General features: G+C 41.9%; 22 protein-coding genes. 11 read left to right on the forward strand and 11 right to left on the reverse strand.

Features of this window, described 5'->3' with window-relative positions; all coding sequences use genetic code 11:
* Positions 1–6: 6 nt before the first annotated feature.
* Genes MKZ10_RS00840 through MKZ10_RS00855 form a run of 4 tightly spaced genes read right to left on the reverse strand, consistent with a single transcriptional unit; the run spans position 7 to position 1,840 of the window.
* Complete coding sequence (locus MKZ10_RS00840) at positions 7–516, reverse strand: YcxB family protein (RefSeq protein ID WP_342506970.1); 510 nt, start codon at positions 514–516, stop codon at positions 7–9.
* A gap of 21 nt (positions 517–537) precedes the next feature.
* Positions 538–921 (reverse strand): hypothetical protein, encoded by a 384-nt coding sequence (locus tag MKZ10_RS00845; RefSeq protein ID WP_342506972.1) that lies wholly within the window; start codon positions 919–921, stop codon positions 538–540.
* 26 nt (positions 922–947) lie between these two features.
* Positions 948–1,385, reverse strand: a complete 438-nt coding sequence (locus MKZ10_RS00850) for a hypothetical protein (protein ID WP_342506974.1) — start codon at positions 1,383–1,385, stop codon at positions 948–950.
* On the reverse strand, positions 1,382–1,840 hold the full coding sequence (locus MKZ10_RS00855) for a hypothetical protein (protein ID WP_342506975.1): 459 nt from the start codon (positions 1,838–1,840) through the stop codon (positions 1,382–1,384). The genes MKZ10_RS00850 and MKZ10_RS00855 overlap by 4 nt, the downstream gene beginning before the upstream one ends.
* 217 nt (positions 1,841–2,057) lie before the next feature.
* On the opposite strand from MKZ10_RS00855, the gene MKZ10_RS00860 reads away from it, so the two are divergent.
* Positions 2,058–2,744 carry a hypothetical protein gene (locus tag MKZ10_RS00860; protein WP_342506976.1) on the forward strand — a complete coding sequence of 229 codons (687 nt, stop codon included), beginning with the start codon at positions 2,058–2,060 and terminating at the stop codon, positions 2,742–2,744.
* Between the two features lie 110 nt (positions 2,745–2,854).
* On the opposite strand, the gene MKZ10_RS00865 is transcribed toward MKZ10_RS00860, so the two are convergent.
* The 3 genes from MKZ10_RS00865 to MKZ10_RS00875 all read right to left on the reverse strand — a co-directional run bounded on the left by MKZ10_RS00865 (position 2,855) and on the right by MKZ10_RS00875 (position 6,119).
* On the reverse strand, positions 2,855–3,736 hold the full coding sequence (locus tag MKZ10_RS00865) for a DMT family transporter (protein WP_342506978.1): 882 nt from the start codon (positions 3,734–3,736) through the stop codon (positions 2,855–2,857).
* 47 nt (positions 3,737–3,783) lie between these two features.
* Positions 3,784–4,809: a nitronate monooxygenase gene (locus MKZ10_RS00870; protein ID WP_342506980.1), complete on the reverse strand. Its 1,026-nt coding sequence runs from the start codon at positions 4,807–4,809 to the stop codon at positions 3,784–3,786.
* A 149-nt stretch (positions 4,810–4,958) separates the two neighbouring features.
* Positions 4,959–6,119 carry a PstS family phosphate ABC transporter substrate-binding protein gene (locus MKZ10_RS00875; protein WP_342506982.1) on the reverse strand — a complete coding sequence of 387 codons (1,161 nt, stop codon included), beginning with the start codon at positions 6,117–6,119 and terminating at the stop codon, positions 4,959–4,961.
* Between the two features lie 203 nt (positions 6,120–6,322).
* Here MKZ10_RS00875 and MKZ10_RS00880 point away from each other — a divergent pair, with 203 nt between their 5' ends.
* The 4 genes from MKZ10_RS00880 (at position 6,323) to MKZ10_RS00895 (ending at position 10,166) form a co-directional block, all read left to right on the forward strand.
* Entirely contained in the window at positions 6,323–7,369 is a 1,047-nt protein-coding gene (locus MKZ10_RS00880) for a winged helix-turn-helix domain-containing protein (RefSeq protein WP_342506984.1), read from the forward strand.
* A 19-nt stretch (positions 7,370–7,388) separates the two neighbouring features.
* Positions 7,389–8,612: an MFS transporter gene (locus tag MKZ10_RS00885; protein WP_342506986.1), complete on the forward strand. Its 1,224-nt coding sequence runs from the start codon at positions 7,389–7,391 to the stop codon at positions 8,610–8,612.
* Positions 8,613–8,746: 134 nt separating this feature from the next.
* A complete protein-coding gene (locus MKZ10_RS00890; protein ID WP_342506988.1) occupies positions 8,747–9,499 on the forward strand; it encodes a MerR family transcriptional regulator in 753 nt (250 codons plus the stop codon).
* Positions 9,486–10,166 carry a VC0807 family protein gene (locus MKZ10_RS00895; protein WP_342506990.1) on the forward strand — a complete coding sequence of 227 codons (681 nt, stop codon included), beginning with the start codon at positions 9,486–9,488 and terminating at the stop codon, positions 10,164–10,166. The genes MKZ10_RS00890 and MKZ10_RS00895 overlap by 14 nt, the downstream gene beginning before the upstream one ends.
* A 66-nt stretch (positions 10,167–10,232) precedes the next feature.
* Here the strand turns inward: MKZ10_RS00895 and MKZ10_RS00900 are convergent, their stop codons facing one another.
* Complete coding sequence (locus MKZ10_RS00900) at positions 10,233–10,424, reverse strand: YwbE family protein (RefSeq protein ID WP_203247923.1); 192 nt, start codon at positions 10,422–10,424, stop codon at positions 10,233–10,235.
* Positions 10,425–10,659: 235 nt separating this feature from the next.
* Between MKZ10_RS00900 and MKZ10_RS00905 the strand changes: the two genes are divergently transcribed.
* Complete coding sequence (locus MKZ10_RS00905) at positions 10,660–10,977, forward strand: PadR family transcriptional regulator (RefSeq protein WP_342506993.1); 318 nt, start codon at positions 10,660–10,662, stop codon at positions 10,975–10,977.
* Positions 10,977–11,510, forward strand: a complete 534-nt coding sequence (locus MKZ10_RS00910; RefSeq protein WP_342506995.1) for a DUF2812 domain-containing protein — start codon at positions 10,977–10,979, stop codon at positions 11,508–11,510. The genes MKZ10_RS00905 and MKZ10_RS00910 overlap by 1 nt, the downstream gene beginning before the upstream one ends.
* A 55-nt stretch (positions 11,511–11,565) precedes the next feature.
* Here MKZ10_RS00910 and MKZ10_RS00915 read toward each other — a convergent pair whose 3' ends face one another.
* Genes MKZ10_RS00915 through MKZ10_RS00925 form a run of 3 tightly spaced genes read right to left on the reverse strand, consistent with a single transcriptional unit; the run spans position 11,566 to position 15,754 of the window.
* On the reverse strand, positions 11,566–12,438 hold the full coding sequence (locus MKZ10_RS00915) for an aminoglycoside phosphotransferase family protein (RefSeq protein ID WP_342506998.1): 873 nt from the start codon (positions 12,436–12,438) through the stop codon (positions 11,566–11,568).
* Positions 12,425–14,002 carry an amidohydrolase gene (locus tag MKZ10_RS00920; RefSeq protein WP_342506999.1) on the reverse strand — a complete coding sequence of 526 codons (1,578 nt, stop codon included), beginning with the start codon at positions 14,000–14,002 and terminating at the stop codon, positions 12,425–12,427. Before MKZ10_RS00920 ends, MKZ10_RS00915 begins: the two co-directional genes overlap by 14 nt.
* Positions 14,003–14,059: 57 nt before the next feature.
* On the reverse strand, positions 14,060–15,754 hold the full coding sequence (locus tag MKZ10_RS00925; RefSeq protein WP_342507001.1) for a methyl-accepting chemotaxis protein: 1,695 nt from the start codon (positions 15,752–15,754) through the stop codon (positions 14,060–14,062).
* 210 nt (positions 15,755–15,964) lie between these two features.
* Between MKZ10_RS00925 and MKZ10_RS00930 the strand changes: the two genes are divergently transcribed.
* The 4 genes from MKZ10_RS00930 (at position 15,965) to pstC (ending at position 19,801) form a co-directional block, all read left to right on the forward strand.
* The gene (locus tag MKZ10_RS00930) at positions 15,965–16,405 is read left to right on the forward strand and encodes a YtoQ family protein (RefSeq protein ID WP_342507003.1); all 441 of its coding nucleotides are present in this window, start codon (positions 15,965–15,967) and stop codon (positions 16,403–16,405) included.
* A 166-nt stretch (positions 16,406–16,571) separates the two neighbouring features.
* Complete coding sequence (gene pstB / locus MKZ10_RS00935) at positions 16,572–17,390, forward strand: phosphate ABC transporter ATP-binding protein PstB (protein ID WP_342507004.1); 819 nt, start codon at positions 16,572–16,574, stop codon at positions 17,388–17,390.
* A 334-nt stretch (positions 17,391–17,724) separates the two neighbouring features.
* Positions 17,725–18,732, forward strand: coding sequence for a PstS family phosphate ABC transporter substrate-binding protein (locus MKZ10_RS00940; RefSeq protein WP_342507006.1), 1,008 nt, complete (start codon positions 17,725–17,727; stop codon positions 18,730–18,732).
* 127 nt (positions 18,733–18,859) lie between these two features.
* On the forward strand, positions 18,860–19,801 hold the full coding sequence (gene pstC / locus MKZ10_RS00945) for a phosphate ABC transporter permease subunit PstC (RefSeq protein WP_342507008.1): 942 nt from the start codon (positions 18,860–18,862) through the stop codon (positions 19,799–19,801).

Below are 19,801 nucleotides of genomic sequence, written 5' to 3' on the forward strand. Positions count from 1 at the left end.
ATTCGCTCATTGCACTTTCGATTGAATATACTGCCTCACTTCATCCACATGATCTAGCTCTCTTTTCGGAAGAATATAGGCACTCACTGAACTATTGTAGAAAAAGAAATAACCATCGTCTTCTTTAACGCTCGTTATGGCCGACCATGTCATTTTTGTTTCTTTATTGGCAGTCGTATCTACCAATCCGTCATCCGACATTTGTAGCTGATGATTGCCCAATAAATCATCATTCTTTCCCTCTTTAATCATTTTTTTAGCATTGCGGGCAATGAGTCCATAAAAATATTTCGGATAATAAATAACCCATAGTGCACTGATGATGAAAAAAGTGATAAACAGCGGTAAAAAAGGTAGATTGCCAATCACTGAATAAAAATAAGCCCCGATGATGAAGATGAATGGCGATGCAATCCTTTGTAACAACAAAGACCGCTTGCCTATTTTCGAATGCTTGATATGGTACAAATTGAAATTGATATAATCCTCTTCCGTTAACTCGTAGTGAATGTTCATGATGTCCTCCTTTAGGTTTAACTATCCTTCATACATTGCTAGATAGGGAATTTCTACACCTTCTACAATGGCAATGAGGAATCCCGTATCCGTACTATAGATTTTTGTTCCAACAGATAACTTGTTGGCGGTACCACTTTTAAAATTCCACGATATGCTCGATTGCTTTGTGATTTCTGCAATTTGTTCAACTAGTGTATAGTCTAATCCTTGAATCCAATCTACATCCTGTGCATTGGAATGAACGATGTTATCGAGAACAAATATATCTGCCCCCGCATTTCCAAGAAAATCTTTTGGCGTTGGATTTCCTTTGTATCCTTTATCACAGCCTGTTAATACGAGCAATAGAACTATCACACATATTGAAAAGCGTACACAGTTTACTTTATCGATAGAAATCATATAATCCCTCCTGACAAAAGTAGCTATTACCGCTGGCTCAATACTTCTCCCGTTAATATCTCATATAAAGTTGCCGAATCTTGCTCTGTTAACTTTACATACTTATTACTATCCGCAACGATCTCCACGTTGTCGCCACTTGGCATAACCCATAGTAAATAAGATGCTATTTTGTCTTGACTGCTGTTCTTCAAGGGAAACTGAAATTGATAGTCAGCATAGCGATCCATCTTTACTTTGGCAATTTCCCAATCAGCATTTTCCACGATTTCCTTAGCTTTATTAACTTGTTTTCTATTTGTCACTTCTTTAAAATCTTCATAATTATTTTCTGACTCTACCTGTTTTTGAATAGTTATTTTTTGCCCCTGCACGTTGGCTATGCAACCAGTCGTTAGTAATAATAATGAAACCAACATAACGATTAGGTATATTTTATTCATTCTATCCCCCATTTTTTTCATCTCTGCCCAACTTCCAGTGCAAAAACGTAATAAGCATCTCCGTGCGAAACATTCTCTTCCTGTTCGTCCATCCATCTGGTCGCGTAGTAATAATAATAAACCCCTTTTTCAACGGGTGCGACGAACTGATTGTCTTGCACTATGCTAATCTGTTCTCCACCTTCGCTTATCTGCACAATAGAGAAGTCGCTCGGTTGCGGTCCATCATTCATCATTAAAGAGATAATTTCACCAGGCTTTACACGAATAGACTCCTTACCTTCTAACATTTCAATAGGACCAACCTTGTCGACACAGGTATTTCCCCAACAATAAGTACCTAATAGTGTGTCATACGTTTCATTGCCAATCTCAATAAAGGCTCGTGGTGGCTCTTCCTCTGATAATTTATCTTTTGAACATCCCGGCAAACTCAGTCCTACAAGCGCTACCACTACTAATAACCATCTATTCATACAAATCCCTCCGTATAGAGTAGACGGTTTTAGTTATACAATGTTACATTTTAATGGTAATATTCTATCAATTCGAGGGGGGAATAAATGTTAATATGGTACTTTCAAGTATATTATATAAGAAAGCGGAAAAATAGGCGATAATTCGTGTTGAAATATGCTTAACCGTAGTCGTAGTTTCAAAATAGCAATTCGTACTTGAATTGGAGGGAATACAGTGAAATTTGCTTATTTGTTCGTAGTCTTATTTACTCTGAGTGCCTGTGTAAAGGATACTAGTATCAATGCACCTGCAGTCTTGGAAGATAGCAGCGCGGATCGTACTGTAAACACAGAAATTACGTCTGGTACGGAACCGAATGTAGTACAAGATCCTCCCAAATATGTAGCTAATGATGCCGGAGAACTTTCTATTCAAGATTCTGAAACGGCTTATGAACTGTGCGTGGACGCACTGACTGCCTATTATAAAGCGGTCTGGAACGGCTCGGATATTGAATTAGATACATTTATCGCTAATAATCACCTTAAGCAGTATACACAAAAGAAAATTCAATCCCAATATGATCTGAAAGGAAATTTAAATAGTAAGGTGAAAAATATTGAGATTGACACTTGGGATGTGGAATATACTGATGACGCGGATGGAGGTTATCTCTATTTACACTTACCTGCGCACATTAAAAAATTTACAGGTGGTTATGGTGAAGCCACTGAATTTCTTGTACAGAATGTAAACGGCAAGTTAGTCATTGCTGATTGGTATACAGGTGGAAAAGGTACGTATGATTTCATGGTGCGTGGAGAAAATATAACGATTGATAACCCCAGCATTTGGAATGACAGTGAATGGGTAGAGAAATTAAATAGTAAACAGATTGAGTTTTCAGGCTCAACTCGATAGTTAGTTATGTCCAGCTAACTTGAAATTCAAAGTGAGATGGGGGCCAATAAACCAGTTTATTACCCCCAGGCATAAACACCATATTCACGAAGTTTGAACTTTAATTTCAATCAACTTACCTGTTCTATTCTCTTCCGCTTCAAAAAACCAAACTTTGTTTCCGATATGATAATCGCCACAAGAATCAGCACCGCGCCAATGACCATTTTCATCGTCATCACTTCACTCAAAATCACAACCGAAAAAGCCATGCCCCAGAAGGCTTCCGTCGATAGAATGATAGCTGCTTTTGTTTCTGTAATAAATTTCTGGGCTACGGTTTGCAATAAGTAAGCAACCGTTGTCGAGAAAATCCCCAAGTAAAGAAGTGGCAGTAGCCCTTCCGATTCCATTGAAAACGATGTTTCCCCTTTAAAGATAACAACCATCCAGCTAATCATCGCCGCTACCGCCATTTGAACGATTGTTAGCAAAACCGCATCCTCGTTTTTAACAAATTTAGCTGTGTAAAAAATATGAAATGCAAATCCAATCGCACAGCCTAGCGTCAGCAAATCACCAATGTTCACTCCTGCAGATAGTTGAAGCGATAGCACCGCTACTCCAATCAAAGCAATCACTGCCCCGCTCAATTCAAATAAATCAATTTTCCGCTTGTACAATAAAAAGCCGATGAAAGGGACAATGACAACATTGACCGCTGTTAAAAATGCATTTTTAGAAGGAGTCGTGTATTGTAATCCTACTGTTTGAAGAATAAAAGCAACATACAAAACAAGCCCTAAGATCGCTCCATTCACAATCGTGCTTTTCTTAATATATTTAAGTTTTTTATAAAATAAAGCACATAGGATTACGAAGCCAATTAAAAATCTTCCTGCTAAAATCTGATAGGGCGTGTAGTGTTCTAACGACACCGCACTCGCAACAAATCCACTTCCCCAGATGATTGCTGTAATAATAAGTCCTATTTCGCCAATATATTTCCGCATTTTCCCCATCGCCGTCCTTATAAATATCATCTATCTAGTGTATCAAATCAGGTGAGGGAATGGCGTAAGCTTTCAATAATATCTTTCAGCTTTCCGCCCGTAGTCAAATGTACACTTTCGCCTGCCCACAGCGACATGTATTCCTGTTTCTCATGCTGTGCCGCCGCTTTTCGGATTTCCTTGGTCAAGTCGTTTTGGTATGGATATGGTGCAATGACCGCGTCTTTCATCTCATATATAAACTGATTGCGAATGCCACGTGCTGGTTTGCCTGAAAAAGCTTTCGTTACAACCGTGCATCCTTCACTTGCACTCAAAATAGCTTTCTTATAGACAGGATGCGCGCCACTTTCATCTGCTGCAAGTAGTGCGGTTCCAATTTGGACTACTTGCGCACCTGCAGATAGTGCGCTTGCTAGCTGTTCTTTATTCGCAATGCCGCCCGCGGCAATGATTGGAATTTGAACGGCTGCGACGACTTCTTTTAGCAATTCATCCAACGGAATCAATGTGAATTCCCCAGTAAAGGAGCCTCGGTGTCCGCCAGCTTCACTGCCCTGTACGACAACCGCATCCATGCCCGCCTGTTCCGCTAGTTTTGCCTCTTCTACCGTCGTCGCCGTCCCGATAAGATAGACATCGTTGTCCTTTAACAGTCGTATAGTTTCGGCATCCGGCAATCCGAATGTGAATGAACAGACTCTCATGCCTTCCTCCACTACGACTTGCACTTGCTTGTCAAACTGGGATTTCGACAACGGCGCCTCCCAAAACGGCATACCTAGCTGTTTGCCAATCGGCTGCAACGCCTCATAAGCTTCTCGTAAATAAAGCTGCTGCATTTCAACCTGATCCAACACAAACAAATTCACCGCAAATGGCTTATCAGTTCTTTCCTTTACTTTGCGAATAAACTGCCGCGTCTCCTCCGCCGACAAATAGCCCGCCCCAATCGAGCCCAATATGCCCGCTTCCGCAGATGCCACCACAAACTCCGGTGTCGTCACACCTGCCATCGGTGCTTGGATAATGGGATGCGTGATTTCAAATAACGGCATACTATTTCTACTCATTCCATCCACTCCTATTCCCTAATTGCTTCTAATTGTGTACCGGCACCCTGTTATGACCGGCACGGGGCGTGTTATGCTCGCCATCGATGCAGTTATGACCGCCATGGTTACGTTTATGACCGCCTTGAACTTATCTACATAGAACTCAATCATTTAATCGAAACATACCCCGTCTTCTCCACAATTTCCTGCCCTTGCTCCGACAATATCCAATCGATGAATGCATCAACATGCGGATTATCACTACCAGCAGTCACCGCATACAACTCGTTCGTAATCGGATACTCGCCAGATCGAACGGTGTCCTTCGTTGGCTCTACACCATTTACGGCTAGTAAACGAATGCTATTATTATTCGTCATTTCCGTTGAATAGTATCTAAATGTATAGCCCATCGCATTGTTATAGTTTTTATAGTCGGATACTTGGTCGATGATTGTGCCCATAAGAGACGCAATGTCCTCGACAGGCGGGTCCATGATTGGCCTGTCACCCATAAAATGCTGGAGAGCTGTCTGGCTACCGCTGTCCTGCGGTCTTTGGAAGGCACGAATGTCCTTATTCTTGCCGCCGACTTCCTTCCAATTCGTAATATCTCCCGCGTAAATCTCTTTGATTTCATCCTCAGTTAAGCTCTTCACTGGATTTTTTTCATTGACGAAAAACACAAACGCTTCCTTGCCAATCGGCGTCAATTTCAATTCATTGCCTAATCGCTTCGCCGTCGCCAGCTGCTGATCAGATGGAGCTGCCGCGAAAATGATATCAACTCTACCGTTAATCAGATTATTATAAGCTTCCCCCGTACGATTCGACATCACTTCACTGTCGTGTTGGTAGTATTCCTTTTCAGGATAGACAGCCTGTGCGAAAGCCGAATAAATTGGGTAAAGTGCCGTTGCACCGTCTAAAATAGGTAGATTATCTGTAATTTTCAATGTTGAAGGCTCCGTAAGCGTCACAACCTGTGAATGCTCATGAAAAGGTGCGTAACTAGACGTATCCACATAACCATCCCGAACGACAGGTCTTGTTTTATCATATATTCCTGGAATCGCAGGAATCAGTGACAAGACTACACCAGCCGTGATGATACGGTAAATGACCTTTTTATACTTATTTTTCTCAAACATAGCCATGGCTAGCAAAACACCTAACGACACATACAGCACTAGCACAAGTGGCAGTAAAAATGGCAGCCCGCCAAACCAAACATATAACATAGCTATAAGCAAAATCGGCAACAAAAGACTCATAATGAAGATGAACAACACAACGTCACCCGTCTTTCGAAACACATCTTTCTCCACATCACTACCCCCATTTCCGAACCATTCAGATATAAGAAAACTTTACCACAAAAAATCCATTCTTAGTGTGGAAGAATGGATTTCAGTGTTTCAAAATAGACAACCTTCCTACATATATCATTTTTTACGAATTAAATATTCGATACAAATTGAATATTCAACCCTAAGTAGTTATACTATTCAAAAAGAAGAGGTGACAGAATGTGAACTTATTAAACATTACAGCTAGAAAAAGAGAGTCCTACCAAGTTGAACTTGAGTATTCTTTATTATGGGAAAGTGCGCTAGGCATCGCCGCTATCACGAATACACCTTTAGTAGACACATTAGAGAAGAATCATGAATTTGAAAAGCTTAGACTTGAAATGCCCACTACGTTAAAAAACGAACTTGATTATGTAGAACAAAACAATACATGGAAAAGTTTGCTGCAGCTTTTACATGCTTTTGAGAGCAACTCGAATGACTTGGATAAATTCAATGAGTATATCCATAACCTGAGTGACGAAGAACTTAAATATCGTTGTCTCCCATACTTTGGAACAGCTCTCCAACAATGTAGGGTGCTTGCGGCAAACGGTAATCGAGAGTCTGTCGATTCAATGAAACAAGCTGCAAAGGACAATCCATTTCTTCCTGCTTATATTGAGTTTATCTGTCAGGTGAATGTCGTTGATTTAAAAATGCATTTACTCGCTGTCATGTCGTTATGGATTGAAACAGTTATTCATGCTGACGCGGATCATTTGCTAACCATTTTGAAAAGGGATTTCGATGAAAAAAATAGTATGAAAGAAAAACTTTCTCCAGAAGAGTTTGTGGCGTGGGCTACTGGTGGGTCAGAATACGCCCCTGAGCCAAGTGTCCACCGAGTTTTGTTGATTCCCCAACTGACGTATCGACCTTGGACGATTGTTTCAGATATTAAAGGTACGAAAGTTTTCTATTATCCGATTCCTAACACGAGTATTTTCCCTGATGATAAGTATTTGCCTAACTACTTATTCATTCAAAAACATAAGGCATTGGGTGATGAGGTGAGGCTTCGCATGATTAAGCTTTTATCTGAGCGTGACTACTCGCTAAAAGAAATTACCCAGCAATTAGAATTAGGAAAATCGACTGTGCATCACCATTTAAAGATTTTACGAGCCGCTTCTTTAGTTGGCAATCGATCTTCTAACTATTATTTGAAAGAACAATCACTGGCGGGATTATCCAAAGAGTTAGAGCTATATTTACACCAATAATGCCTAGAAGGAGCGGTTTATGAATAATTCTATCTTAAAGAACCGTGGATTTGTTTCCCTTTGGGCGGGTAGTGCCATCTCTGAATTAGGCGGCTCCTTTGGAACGTTTTGCAACTCAATTATTGTGTATGAGCTGACGGGATCGAAGCTAGCCTTAGGTAGTATGTGGTTGCTGTACTTCATTCCCTCCATTTTGTTGCAGTTGGTCAGTGGCCCCTTTATTGATAAATGGAGCCGCAAATGGATTATGATTTTCTCTCAGTGGACAAGGGCTTTGGTTTTTCTTGTGCCACTTGGAGCCCTGATATTCGGTGGGTTGGACGTCTGGCATATTTATGTTGTGCAAATCATTATTGGGCTTGTTACTCCGCTCTATGTTCCGGCAAGTCAGGCCATTACACCGACAATTGTCTCAAAGGAACAATTACCGACGGCCAATGCTTATTTGGATGGGACAACCAGACTGATGATGTTTCTCGCACCGGTAACTGGTGGGATTGTAATTGAATATGTCGGAACGAATTTGACGCTGTTGCTTGTTTTTATATTGCTAACGGTAAGCGGATTTCTGCTGTTATCAGTGAAGGAGCAAAGGACTTCTATCGTGATACGGACAACATGGTTGGAACAGTTCACAGAAGGCATTCGCTATTTTTTTCAAGAGCGGACGATTGTCTGGCTCGGGATTTTCCTTGCGTTCGTGCAATTTGGTGTCGGGGTTACGATGGTGATCAACTTGCCTTATATCACGGATATTTTGAAAGGGGATTACAAGGATTACGGCTTATTTATGGCCGGCTTCCCGTTAGGCTACGTGATGGGGTCAATGTTGGTTGGGAAAGTGAAATTCCACAGTCGAAGAATGTTAATGCTCGGTGCTTTAGTAACTGGCGGATTTACTTATATTGCGCTGGGGGTTATTCAAACGATTGCGCTAGCGATTGTTGTGGAAATGATTGCTGGAATTATGATGGCTTTCTTTAGCATTCACAACATCACAATTTGCCAGCAGGTAGTTCCGAATCATTTGATGGGAAAAGTGATGTCGGTTCGGTTGGTTATTATTCGCGCCGCGATGCCTATCGGAATTGTTGTTAGTGGCATTGTGAGCGAGGTATGGGGGATTAGGCCCTTATATGCTTTGATTGGATCAATTATTAGTATTGTGTCGGTGGTAGGGATTGTCTTTCCTTATTTTAAGTTTATTGATGGTACATCCAAATCTGAATTGAATCATAAGTGAGGCCTATGCATTTCTATTTATTGCATGACATTGTTACCCGTTATTACCCTCGAATTTTTTAATTATTCTAATTCGCACTTGATTCTAACGTAACGTTAGGTTTTATAATAAAAATAAGGAATGGAGGGGTGCGCTTGTATTCAATAGGTGAGTTAGCTAAGTTGAGCCATTCAACAGTGAGGACGCTTCGTTATTATGATGAAATAGAATTGTTGACTCCTTCACATCTGAGTGATGGCGGGCATCGTTATTACGAAGAAGTAGATGTCATTAAACTACATTATATTAAAGCACTAAAAGAAATGGGGTTCAGTTTAACTTCTATACGACAGATGTTAGAACATCAGCACTTGAGCCATAAAGAAGCACTTGCCATGCAATTAAAAATGTTAGAACTGGAGAAAGAACGTATTGAGCAACGTACAAGCTCTATTCGATTTCTACTTCAGGTGAGTGAATTTGAGGAACTCACCAATTGGAAGGATGTATTTAAACGTTTCCAAATGAACTCCTCTCCCACCCCTATGGAGGTATATGAAAAAATTTGGACTAATCATTTTTCAAAAGATGAAGTTCAATCCTTAAAACAACTCCCGAGAATTGGAGACGACACGGAAACAATGAAGGGCTACACTGCGTTAATACACGATATTAGACAAAACATTGATATCGATATTACTAGTCCAGAAGCACAAGCATTGGCTGAACGATGGCTTAGCTTAACCAAAACGATTTTTCAAGGGAATACTACACTAGCCCAGAAAGTATGGGATAAACAAAAAGAAACGAAAGGAAATATCGGAATGTACCAATTCGACTCAGATATTGTAAATTTCATCGAAAGAGCATTCGCATATTATTATAAAATAAACTATGAAAAAGAATAATAATATAAAAACACACTTTATTTTACTTGAGCTAGTCGTATACATCGGACTCCCCTATATGATTTGGACATACGGTAGAGATACAATAGGCGATTATTATGCCATGTTAGTATCAACGCTACCGGCGATTGTCTATACGATTTATCGTTTTTTAAAAGATCGACAGTTTAATATGGTTGGTGTTTTCATTATTGTTTCACTCACGCTTAGCTCAATTCTCGACTTACTTGCAGGGTCGGCCATTCAAATGCTGTGGAATTCTGTTTGGTTGAGTTACGCATTTACAGCCATCTTTATAGTTTCAATGATCATTCAAAAGCCATTAGCCATATACCTAGCAGTCGAGTTCATGTATTTACAAGGGTATCCAAAAGAAAATAGTAAAAAGTTATATTTCATGAAAGGAAATGTGAAGTGGTTTCAGTTCGTTACAGCCATTTTCGTTGTTCGAGGATTGATGATGAACTCCATTATGGTATGGCTAATTATGAACCACGGAGCTGATGCATTTATGCATTTAATAATCGTTAGAAAAGCACTTGGTTTTGCATTTTCAGTCTTACTATTTGCAGGATTCACGTATGCCGGTCATAAAACAAGTCAATTAGTGAATGCGCAGGAAAAAGAAGAGACAAAACCCGACTATGTAGTCGAAGCCCCTGAATGATTTTTTACGATGGTGGGCCCCTATCAAACAGAACACAAAAAAAGATCCTTCCCGGATCTTTTTTCATTACAATATGTCACAAACCCGGCCGACTTGTCCGTCTTCGAGGCGCACTTTAATGCCATGTGGGTGAAAGCTTGAGTTGGTCAACAAATCCTTAACGACACCTTCTGTTTTCACACCCGTTCGTTGGTCTTTCTTTAAAATAACCGCCACTTTTAAGCCTGGTTTTACATCTGCACGATTTTGTCCGTTCATTTATTAGTCTTCCTTTCTTGTTTGAAGCATGTTTTGTATGAGAAATTTGTTCGGCTTTTCGATATCCACCCATCAGTTCTCTTTACACACGTTAGCTCTAGCTTACCATAATAGGGATTGGCAGCTATACTTTCATGGCTGTTCAAGTATTTTCATAAAGATGTTGCTTAAATATATCACTTAGTGATATAGTATTTTTAGATATATCACTAAGTGATACAAAGGAGGTGTTCAATTGAAAGCTTTAAAGCAACTTACGGATTCGATGTTTTACATTATGGCCGCATTGACTGAACCACGTCATGGCTATGCGGTGATGGGGTTAATTGAGGAAGCAACAAAGGGGGCATTTGTCATTGGACCTGCTTCACTTTATACCATCATTAAAAAGTTGTTGGATCAAGGGCTGATTGTTTTACATGATGATTCGGACTCACGTCGAAAAGTGTATGCGTTAACGGAATTAGGACGGACTGTGTTAGCAGAAGATATGGAACGGCGAAAAGGGATGATTCAACTAGCAGAAATAGGCTTACAGAGGGGGAATCAATAATGGGAAAAACAAAGTATATGATGTCGAGTGGACTTGCTTTTGAGGAAGCTAAAGATATGCAAAAGCTACGTAAAAAATCATTACAAGGGTGGCATCTAAAACGATGGAAATTCATGGGCTATGGACTAGAACAGGGCGAGCCAAAGGATATCATCTATAGCATTGATTATCGAAGCCTTGGCTCTGGCGAAGAATCCGAGTACTTTGAGCTATTTGCACTTAGTGGTTGGGAGCATGTATGTTCAGACAATGGGATACACATCTTCAAAGCACAACCAGGTACATCGCCGATTTATAGCGATCGCGAATCTTCCATTGATAAAGTCACACGTCTAGGTAAGCCTGTATTTTCAGTAATGCCCGTCTGCCTTGCAATTACTGTTATCCTTGGGCTACTTGCACAATTCACTTCTGGTAGCATGCAAAAATTCTTGATTGGGGTATTTGTTTTTTCCTTAGCCATTACAATACCCGCCATCATGACTTCGGTAGCGGTTTTTTACCAGAAGTGGAAAGCTAGAAAATTAGCTTAATCGGCATAAAAAAAGATCCTGCTCGGATCTTTTTTATTGTCTAAATACTCCCTTTTCAAACTAAACTCTCCACAAACGCATCCATCCGCTCTTCCATCATCGCATCCGTCAACCCCGTCACACCAAACGCCGCCCAACCACTATAAACAGTTGGCGGTCCGTCGAGAAAATCAAATGCCGACACAATATCCCAATACGAATCATAAGTAAATGAAGAACCGGCATGCTTTTCATAAGCCGCCAAAAATAAATCCGCGATCTCCACGCCATGTAGCAATGCCAAATTCACTCGACAATGCCCCACGTCAATTCCTACCGGCCCTCGACATGCATTTGGCCAATCGACGACGCCACTCACTCCATCATCTAACCACAATACATTCGCAGGATGAAAATCACGGTGAATGAATGTCTCACAGAATGCTGGTGCCTCCCCATGTAATCGTTCAAATACTTCCTGCCACACAGCTGGTTGTTTTGTCCAATCAGGGAGTTGGACTACATCTGGATGCGTATAAGAGGCATATTCCCACAAAAAATCATCCGCTTCTACACGATGAATCATTGCTAGTATTTTCGCCAATCCATCAGTCCACTTCGTGAAATCCCTTGGCAAAAGTTCAACCCGGCCTTCGACTTTCGTCATGAGGATAGACGGCAATCCGCTGGTCTCACCTGTTTCGTCAAACGCAATGATCGATGGTGCCAGAAGTCCACTCGCCGAAGCTTTTTGGAGACTCGCCGCCTCATGCCGAACGAGATCAGGTTCTTCCATAAGCCACTCCTTATTGTCGAACTGGCGTAACACGATTGTGGATGTTGCCGTTACTACTTCATAAAGGACAGAGGATGTACTGCCCGGCAGTCGTTTCATAGACTGGACTGCAGCACCTGTTTCCTGCTCTATCCAGTCCTTAATCGTCACCACCTCGATACATCACTTCACCCGCAACAACCGTCATCACCACATTCACATGCGCAATCTCTTCCACATCTATCACGAATAAATCCCGATCCAGCACAGTGAAATCAGCGTCAAACCCTACAGCTAGCTTGCCTCGTACATCTGCTTTCCCAATCGTTCCGGCACTTCCCGTCGTGAACAAGCCAACCGCTTCAAAGCGGCTCAGCTTTTCATCAGGCAAATAGCCTTCGTGCGTTTCACCCGGTTTTCGACGAGCTACAGCCGCGTAAATACCAAGCAATGGATCGACTTCTTCAATTGGCGCATCCGACCCACCGCCACAAATAAACCCACGATCGAGTAGCTTTTTCCAAGCATACGCCCAATCAAGACGGTCCTCGCCCAAACGATCCATCACCCATGGGAAATCAGAAGACACAAACACCGGCTGAATATCGAGAATAACCGATAACTTTGCCATCCGCTCCACTAGGTCCTCACGCAGCACATTGACATGAATTAAGCGATCGTATTTTCCTTCAGGTACAGGATACTTTTCAATAGCATCTAACGCCTTTTCCACAGCAGCATCCCCGATAATATGGACAGCAATCGCTTCACCAAATTTTCGAGCCATCGCCACAAGCGCATCAATTTCTTCATCCGTCACGACTGTCATGCCCGACAGTTCGGGTGCATCCATATACGGCGCACTTAACAATGCCGTTCTCCCACCAAGTGCCCCGTCGATGAAAAACTTCATCGCGCCAGGCTCAATCCAAGGTTCATCATACGCCACACCGTCTTCCATCATTTGCTCAAAAACTGTCGACCTTCGTAGCAAATGAGCACGGAATTTATTGTGCGGACCAATGACGTTTCTAAACGCCTGCATCGGATTGCGATAGTCACCATAATAGCCCATGTCTTCCGTGACGGCACCCGTCAAACCAAGTGACAGCAAATCATCGACCGATTTCTGCAACGCCTTTGTCAATGATTGCGCAGTCGGTTCTGGTAACAAGTCTGCGACCAACGCCATCGCGCCTTCCTTTAAATAACCCGTTGGCTCACCGTCAGCATCCCTCATAATGACACCATCTACGGGGTCTGGCGTTTCCTTTGTAATACCGGCCAGTTCTAGTGCACGCGAATTGACCAGCATCGCATGGCGGCATGTCCGTTTCAAAATCATTGGTGATTCCGTCACTTTATCTAATTCCTGACGGGTGAGTATCTTTTTATCGGGAAAGTTGTTTTCATTCCAACCTTCCCCTACAAACCATTCGTCTGCTCCCAGCCCTTCATGCGCACCAAGCAACATGTCCATCATCTGTTCTGCAGACGTCGCTTGCGATAAATCCAAACTAAGCAGCTTATCACCATGCCCAATCATATGCATATGACTATCGACGAACCCTGGATATAACACGGCTCCCTTCAAATCGATCACTTCATCAGCTTGTCCTCGCAACTCTTCATACGTCCCTATTGCACTTATCTTACCATCTTCCGTCAGCAACGCCTCTACGCGATCGCCTTCCTTTTGCATCGTATAGAACTTGCCGTTATGCCAAAGTGTCTTCATCACACTTCCCCCTGTTTCTATCTATATGTTGCACCTTCGAGCTGTCGAGAGCTGTTTTCAGACTGTAAATCTACTCATATCACTTCGGAGTTTTTCTGCAAGATTCGCAAGCATTTGTGAGCTCGATGAAATCTCCTCATTTGCAGCAAGTTGTTCTTCCGTTGCCGCACTTGTAGACTGTGCTTCCTCAGCCAATTGTATAGCAAGCCCATTTACTTTTGAAGTTCCGCCTACTACTTCCTCTGTCATCATACGAATTTGCACAATTGCCGCGGAAACCGCTGTAATTTTCTCACCAACGTCTCCTGCCGCATGTTCAATTCGGCTGAATACTTCACGTGTACGTTCCGTCACAACAAGTCCTTCTTCGACACTACGATTACCTTCCTCAGTACTCGAAACAGCCTGCCCGACATTGCCAATTATCGAATCAATCATATTCCCAATTTCGGCTGCCGAACGCTTCGACTGTTCTGCCAAATTTCTTACTTCTTCCGCAACAACCGCAAAACCTTTTCCATGTTCACCTGCACGCGCCGCTTCAATTGCCGCGTTAAGCGCCAATAAGTTTGTTTGTTCTGCAATATCCGTAATGAGTGATGTGACTTTCCGAATTTCTTCCGAACGAGTAGCCATCCCACTTATGATTCCTTCTGATTGTCTTATCGCTGAACTAATCACAGTCATTTGTTCTGTGACATCCTGCATTAACGAAGCTCCTTCCCCAACGAGCTTCGTCACGTCTTCAGATGAATGAAGCATTGCTTCGTTATCATCATTAATACGATCAATGCCCACAATCATCTCATTCACGGCATTGGATGTTTCCTGGACAATATCCACTTGCGAACTACTTCCTGTTAAGTTACGCTCTGCTATTTCAGAAACTACTTCGGATGCTGCAAGGCTTTGCTCAGAGCTTGCAGAAAGCCCTTCCGCTTGAAGCGAAAGTTCTGCCGCCGATTCCCGTGCAAGCGTAATAATTCCACGTAAATCCCCCGTCATCTCGTTAAAGGCTGTTGCCATTTCTCCAATTTCATCCCTGTTACGAATTGAAAGTGGTTCGACGGCAAGATTTCCAGTCGCAATTTCCGCCAGAGCACCTGTCATCTTCCCAACCGGTCGTGCGATGCTTCGACTAATGAGTTGCGCTACTACAATGCTCAGAATAGCAGCAACAACAATCATTCCAATGATGACTAGTCGGGTCCAATTCAATAAACTTTCCAGACTTAGTTCTGTCTGTCTCATCTCCTCTTCCTGCAGTTCAATTAACTCCCTAATTTTCTGTTCAATCGCCTTATCATGAGTGGCAGCAATAGATGCAATGCTGACAGCCGCCTCCATGTCTTTAATCGCTTTATTAAACTCGCTTATCGTCTTATCAGCTGCTTCCGTATAGCTTTGACGTCCACCCATTATCCCATCGAGTAACAATTGCGCAGAGTCATCATTACTCATACCGTTTAATTGCTCCCACTGGGCATTAAACAAATCACTCAAATCGCTCCGATTCGTTAAATAGGAGACATTATTAAATAGAAGAAAGCCTCGCACATCATTTTCAGTTTTAAGCTGAGTTGCTAAAAGCTCTTGAAGTAGCTGTATCTTTTCCACTCGATCATCAATTAAAAAACGATATTCGTCATTCATCTTTAACAGTGACCAATAGCCCATTCCACCGACAATAACTAGCAGTACTAGCACCGATAAAAATCCACCCCATAATTTTTTCCCCACTGTAAACCTCATACATATCCCCCCTATGTAAGCGCAAACATTTTTTCATTATTAAATCAAGTATAGCCTATCTACATTTAGTAGCATAGTAGTAGGTCAAAATATCTTCATAAAAGTTTGAGTATTCCAGGAGTTCGCTAATTTCAATATCATGAGTGTTTTATTTTATTTCATCGATAGATTCAAAGTGTTACAATGATTCCTAATAGGAGGGATTGACATATGCGATTAACCGTTTACCTAGCAGGAGAAATTCACAGTTCATGGCGAGAAGAAGTAAAACTGAAAGTAGCGGCACTGAACTTGCCTATCGACTTCGTTGGTCCGATGGAAGACCATGATCGTTCCGACAACATCGGAGAAGAAATTTTAGGGAAGCAACCTAGCCCTATTTTCAAAGATGCCGCGGCGTCCAACTTCAATAATTTACGCACAGAGATTTTAATGAAGAAAGCCGATATCGTTATTGCCCTTTTCGGCGAACAATATAAACAATGGAATACAGCAATGGATGCCAGCGCCGCCGCTGCATTCGACAAACCACTCATCCTTATTCGTAACGAAGCACATCACCACGCACTGAAAGAACTATCGCGCAAAGCGCACGCCACCGTCGAAACCGTCGACCAAGCCGTGAAAGCATTACATTATATTTTTGAATAAAATCGAATGGACCTCATTGAAATGAGGTCCATTCGTCATTTACAAACTCTTAACATCCCCTTCATACTCTCTCAACATTCCTTCGTTATGATAAATAAAGCAAGAATGATATCGACTTTACTAACGATAAAATAGAGCTCCAACATTAATGAGGAGGATACTCATCATGACCTTACAAGTAGAGCGTAAAAAGGATGTACAATTACAAGTTATGAAAAACACAAATTGGAATAAACCCGTCTACGAAACAAATGGATTGAACCTGTGGTATGGAACGACTCACGCTCTCAAAAATATTGATCTGTCTATTAACGAAAAAGAAGTGACAGCAATCATCGGACCTTCCGGCTGTGGTAAATCTACGTATTTAAAAACATTAAACCGCATGGTCGAGCTAGTACCTGAGGTAACGATTTCCGGTAACTTAACTTTCCAAGGTAATAATATCCTCGGGAAAGCAATGCCCGTTGAATTGTTACGTTCGAAAGTAGGTATGGTGTTTCAAAAGCCAAATCCATTCCCGAAATCCATTTATGAAAATGTTGCATTCGGTCCAAAAATTCACGGCATCCGCAATAAAGCCATGCTCGACATGGTTGTCGAAGACAGCTTACGCAAAGCCGCACTATGGGACGAAGTAAAAGACCGCCTGCACAAAAGCGCCTACGGACTTTCCGGTGGCCAGCAACAGCGTCTATGCATCGCCCGCTGCCTCGCTGTTGATCCAGAAGTCATTCTAATGGACGAGCCGACATCGGCACTCGATCCCGTTTCTACACATAAAGTAGAAGAGCTGATCGACAGTATCAAAAACGATGTCACTATCGCTATCGTCACACATAACATGCAGCAAGCTGCTCGAATTTCAGATCGCACCGCCTTTTTCCTGAACGGCGAAATCGTCGAATGCGATCGCACTGCCACCATCTTCAACAATCCAACAGACCCATTAACAAACGACTACATCAACGGTCGTTTCGGTTAATTATACTATCTATATTACCTAGACTTATGAACGTGTTAACCACAATCCAGCGCAGGCGCCTTACGGGGGTCGCCGAAACCATAAGACTAGCGGCGAAGCTGCTTGGCTTATGGTGGGAGGCATCCCCCAGCGCCAAGCGAATTTCAACGGTATATTCAAGTTAACTTACAATGTAAAAGATATCCTCATCCCAGGATGTCTTTTTTAATTCATCAAACTTAACATTTACAAATCATTTACACTTTCATCATACTCACTTTACATTCAGCCCTTATACTAACAATTGAAAGAGCAAATCTTTCAACAAAAAATCCGTTTTGGGAGGACAATTCAAATGTCATTTAAAAAGTATCTTTTATTCCTAGTAGTGGCTGCACTCGCAGTTATCACAGCAGCATGTGGCGGGGCGGATTCAGGAACAGATAACAAAGATAATACTGATTCAACAACACCAGCAACAGAAAGCAAAGTCGAAGACAGTCAATCAGCCGATTTAGAAGGTAGTGTAACAATTGACGGCTCTGGAACAGTTTACCCGTTAATGGCTAGAATCGCTGAAGAATATATGATCAATGAACAAGAAGCAGTTTCTGTCGAAGTAAGCCGCGCGGGAACAAGCGCTGGATTCAAAAAGTTTTTAGTTGAAAACGGCACAGACTTTAACGATGCTTCTCGTAATATCAAAGAAGAAGAACAAGCTGAAGCTGACAGCCTTGGTATCGAAGTAAAAGAGTTAAAAGTAGCATTGGATGGCTTAACGTTCGTCATTAACAAAGACAATGACTGGGCTACAGAAATGACACCTGAACAACTCGTCAGCATTTTTAAAGCAGATAGCGGAATCGTACAATGGTCTGACATCAATCCAGACTGGCCTGCTGAAGACATCAAAGCAATGGGACCAAACGAAAACCACGGAACGTATGAGTTCTTCTATGAAAGTATTCTTGATAAGCAAGACCTAGTAAGCACAGTCAATCTCCAACAAGATTATTCAACACTTGTCAACTTAGTATCTGAAGACAAAAATGGTATTGCATTCTTCGGTTTCGGTTACTACGTCAACAACCAAGATAAGCTAGGCGCAGTACATGTAGACTTCGGAAGTGGTCCAGTTGAACCATCACTTGATACTATTTCAGAGGATGGCGACTATGCCGACTTTACACGCCCTGTCTTTACTTACTTGAATGTGGATAATGCAAAAGACAAAGCACAAGTACTAGACTTCGCAATCTATGCAATGAACAATGTCAATACATTTGCAGGAGAAACGGGCTTCGCACCGATTCCTGATGCAGAAGCAAAAGCCAATGTAGATTTCTTAAACGGCTTGAAATAATACAACATAAGATGATGGGTGCTAATTCCACCAGTGGCCGTAACTTACACCAGCAAAGAACTTCTGCTGATGAAGTTACGGCTCATCTTCTTATTACCTATACATGGTAGAAGGAGTGCTTGGCACAATGTCCACAACCAATAAAGAGCCCAATATCCGGGAATTGATTGAACAAAAAAGGCAATCAAGAAACATCAAAGAACTATTTGAAAAAGCGATTCCTACCCTTCTGTTCTTGATCGCTTCTGTGTCCATTTTAACGACAATTGGGATTATCTATACATTACTATCTGAGACGATTGAGTTTTTCAGACGCGTACCGTTTATTGACTTTTTCACGGGAACTGTACTCAAACCACTGAGTCAAACACCTGAATTCGGCGTGCTCCCTCTCATCCTGGGAACGGTCACTTCGTCACTCATTGCCATGCTTGTCGCTGTCCCTATCGGACTCATGACAGCTATCTATTTAAGTGAATACGCGTCAGAACGTGTACGAAAAGTTGTTAAACCATTATTAGAAGTTCTTGCAGGGGTTCCAACGATTGTCTATGGCTTTTTCGCCTTCACATTCGTCACACCCTTATTACGCGAAGTAATTCCAAATCTACAGGCCACAAATATTTTAAGTCCAGGTATTGTTATGGGCGTCATGATCATTCCGATGATTGCTTCCTTATCAGAGGATGCTATGAGCTCTGTACCACAAGCTATGCGTGATGGTGCACTCGGTTTAGGTTCAACTAAACTAGAAGTGACAAGAAAAGTCGTCATCCCCGCTGCCCTATCAGGCATCATCGCCTCCTTCGTACTCGGCATTTCGCGAGCGATTGGTGAAACGATGATTGTGACTATTGCAAGTGGTAGCACGAAAAACTTTACATTCGACATTACACAGTCTATGCAGACGATGACCGCTTATATCGTCGAAGTAACCGGTGGAGATGCTGCCACTGGATCGACTGTTTACTATAGCCTTTATGCAGTTGCCATGACATTATTCGTCTTCACACTCGTGATGAATATCATTGCAAGAGCCGTTTCACGTAAATTTAGGGAGGAATATTAA

Source organism: Sporosarcina sp. FSL K6-2383, from assembly GCF_038618305.1.
GTDB lineage: Bacteria > Bacillota > Bacilli > Bacillales_A > Planococcaceae > Sporosarcina.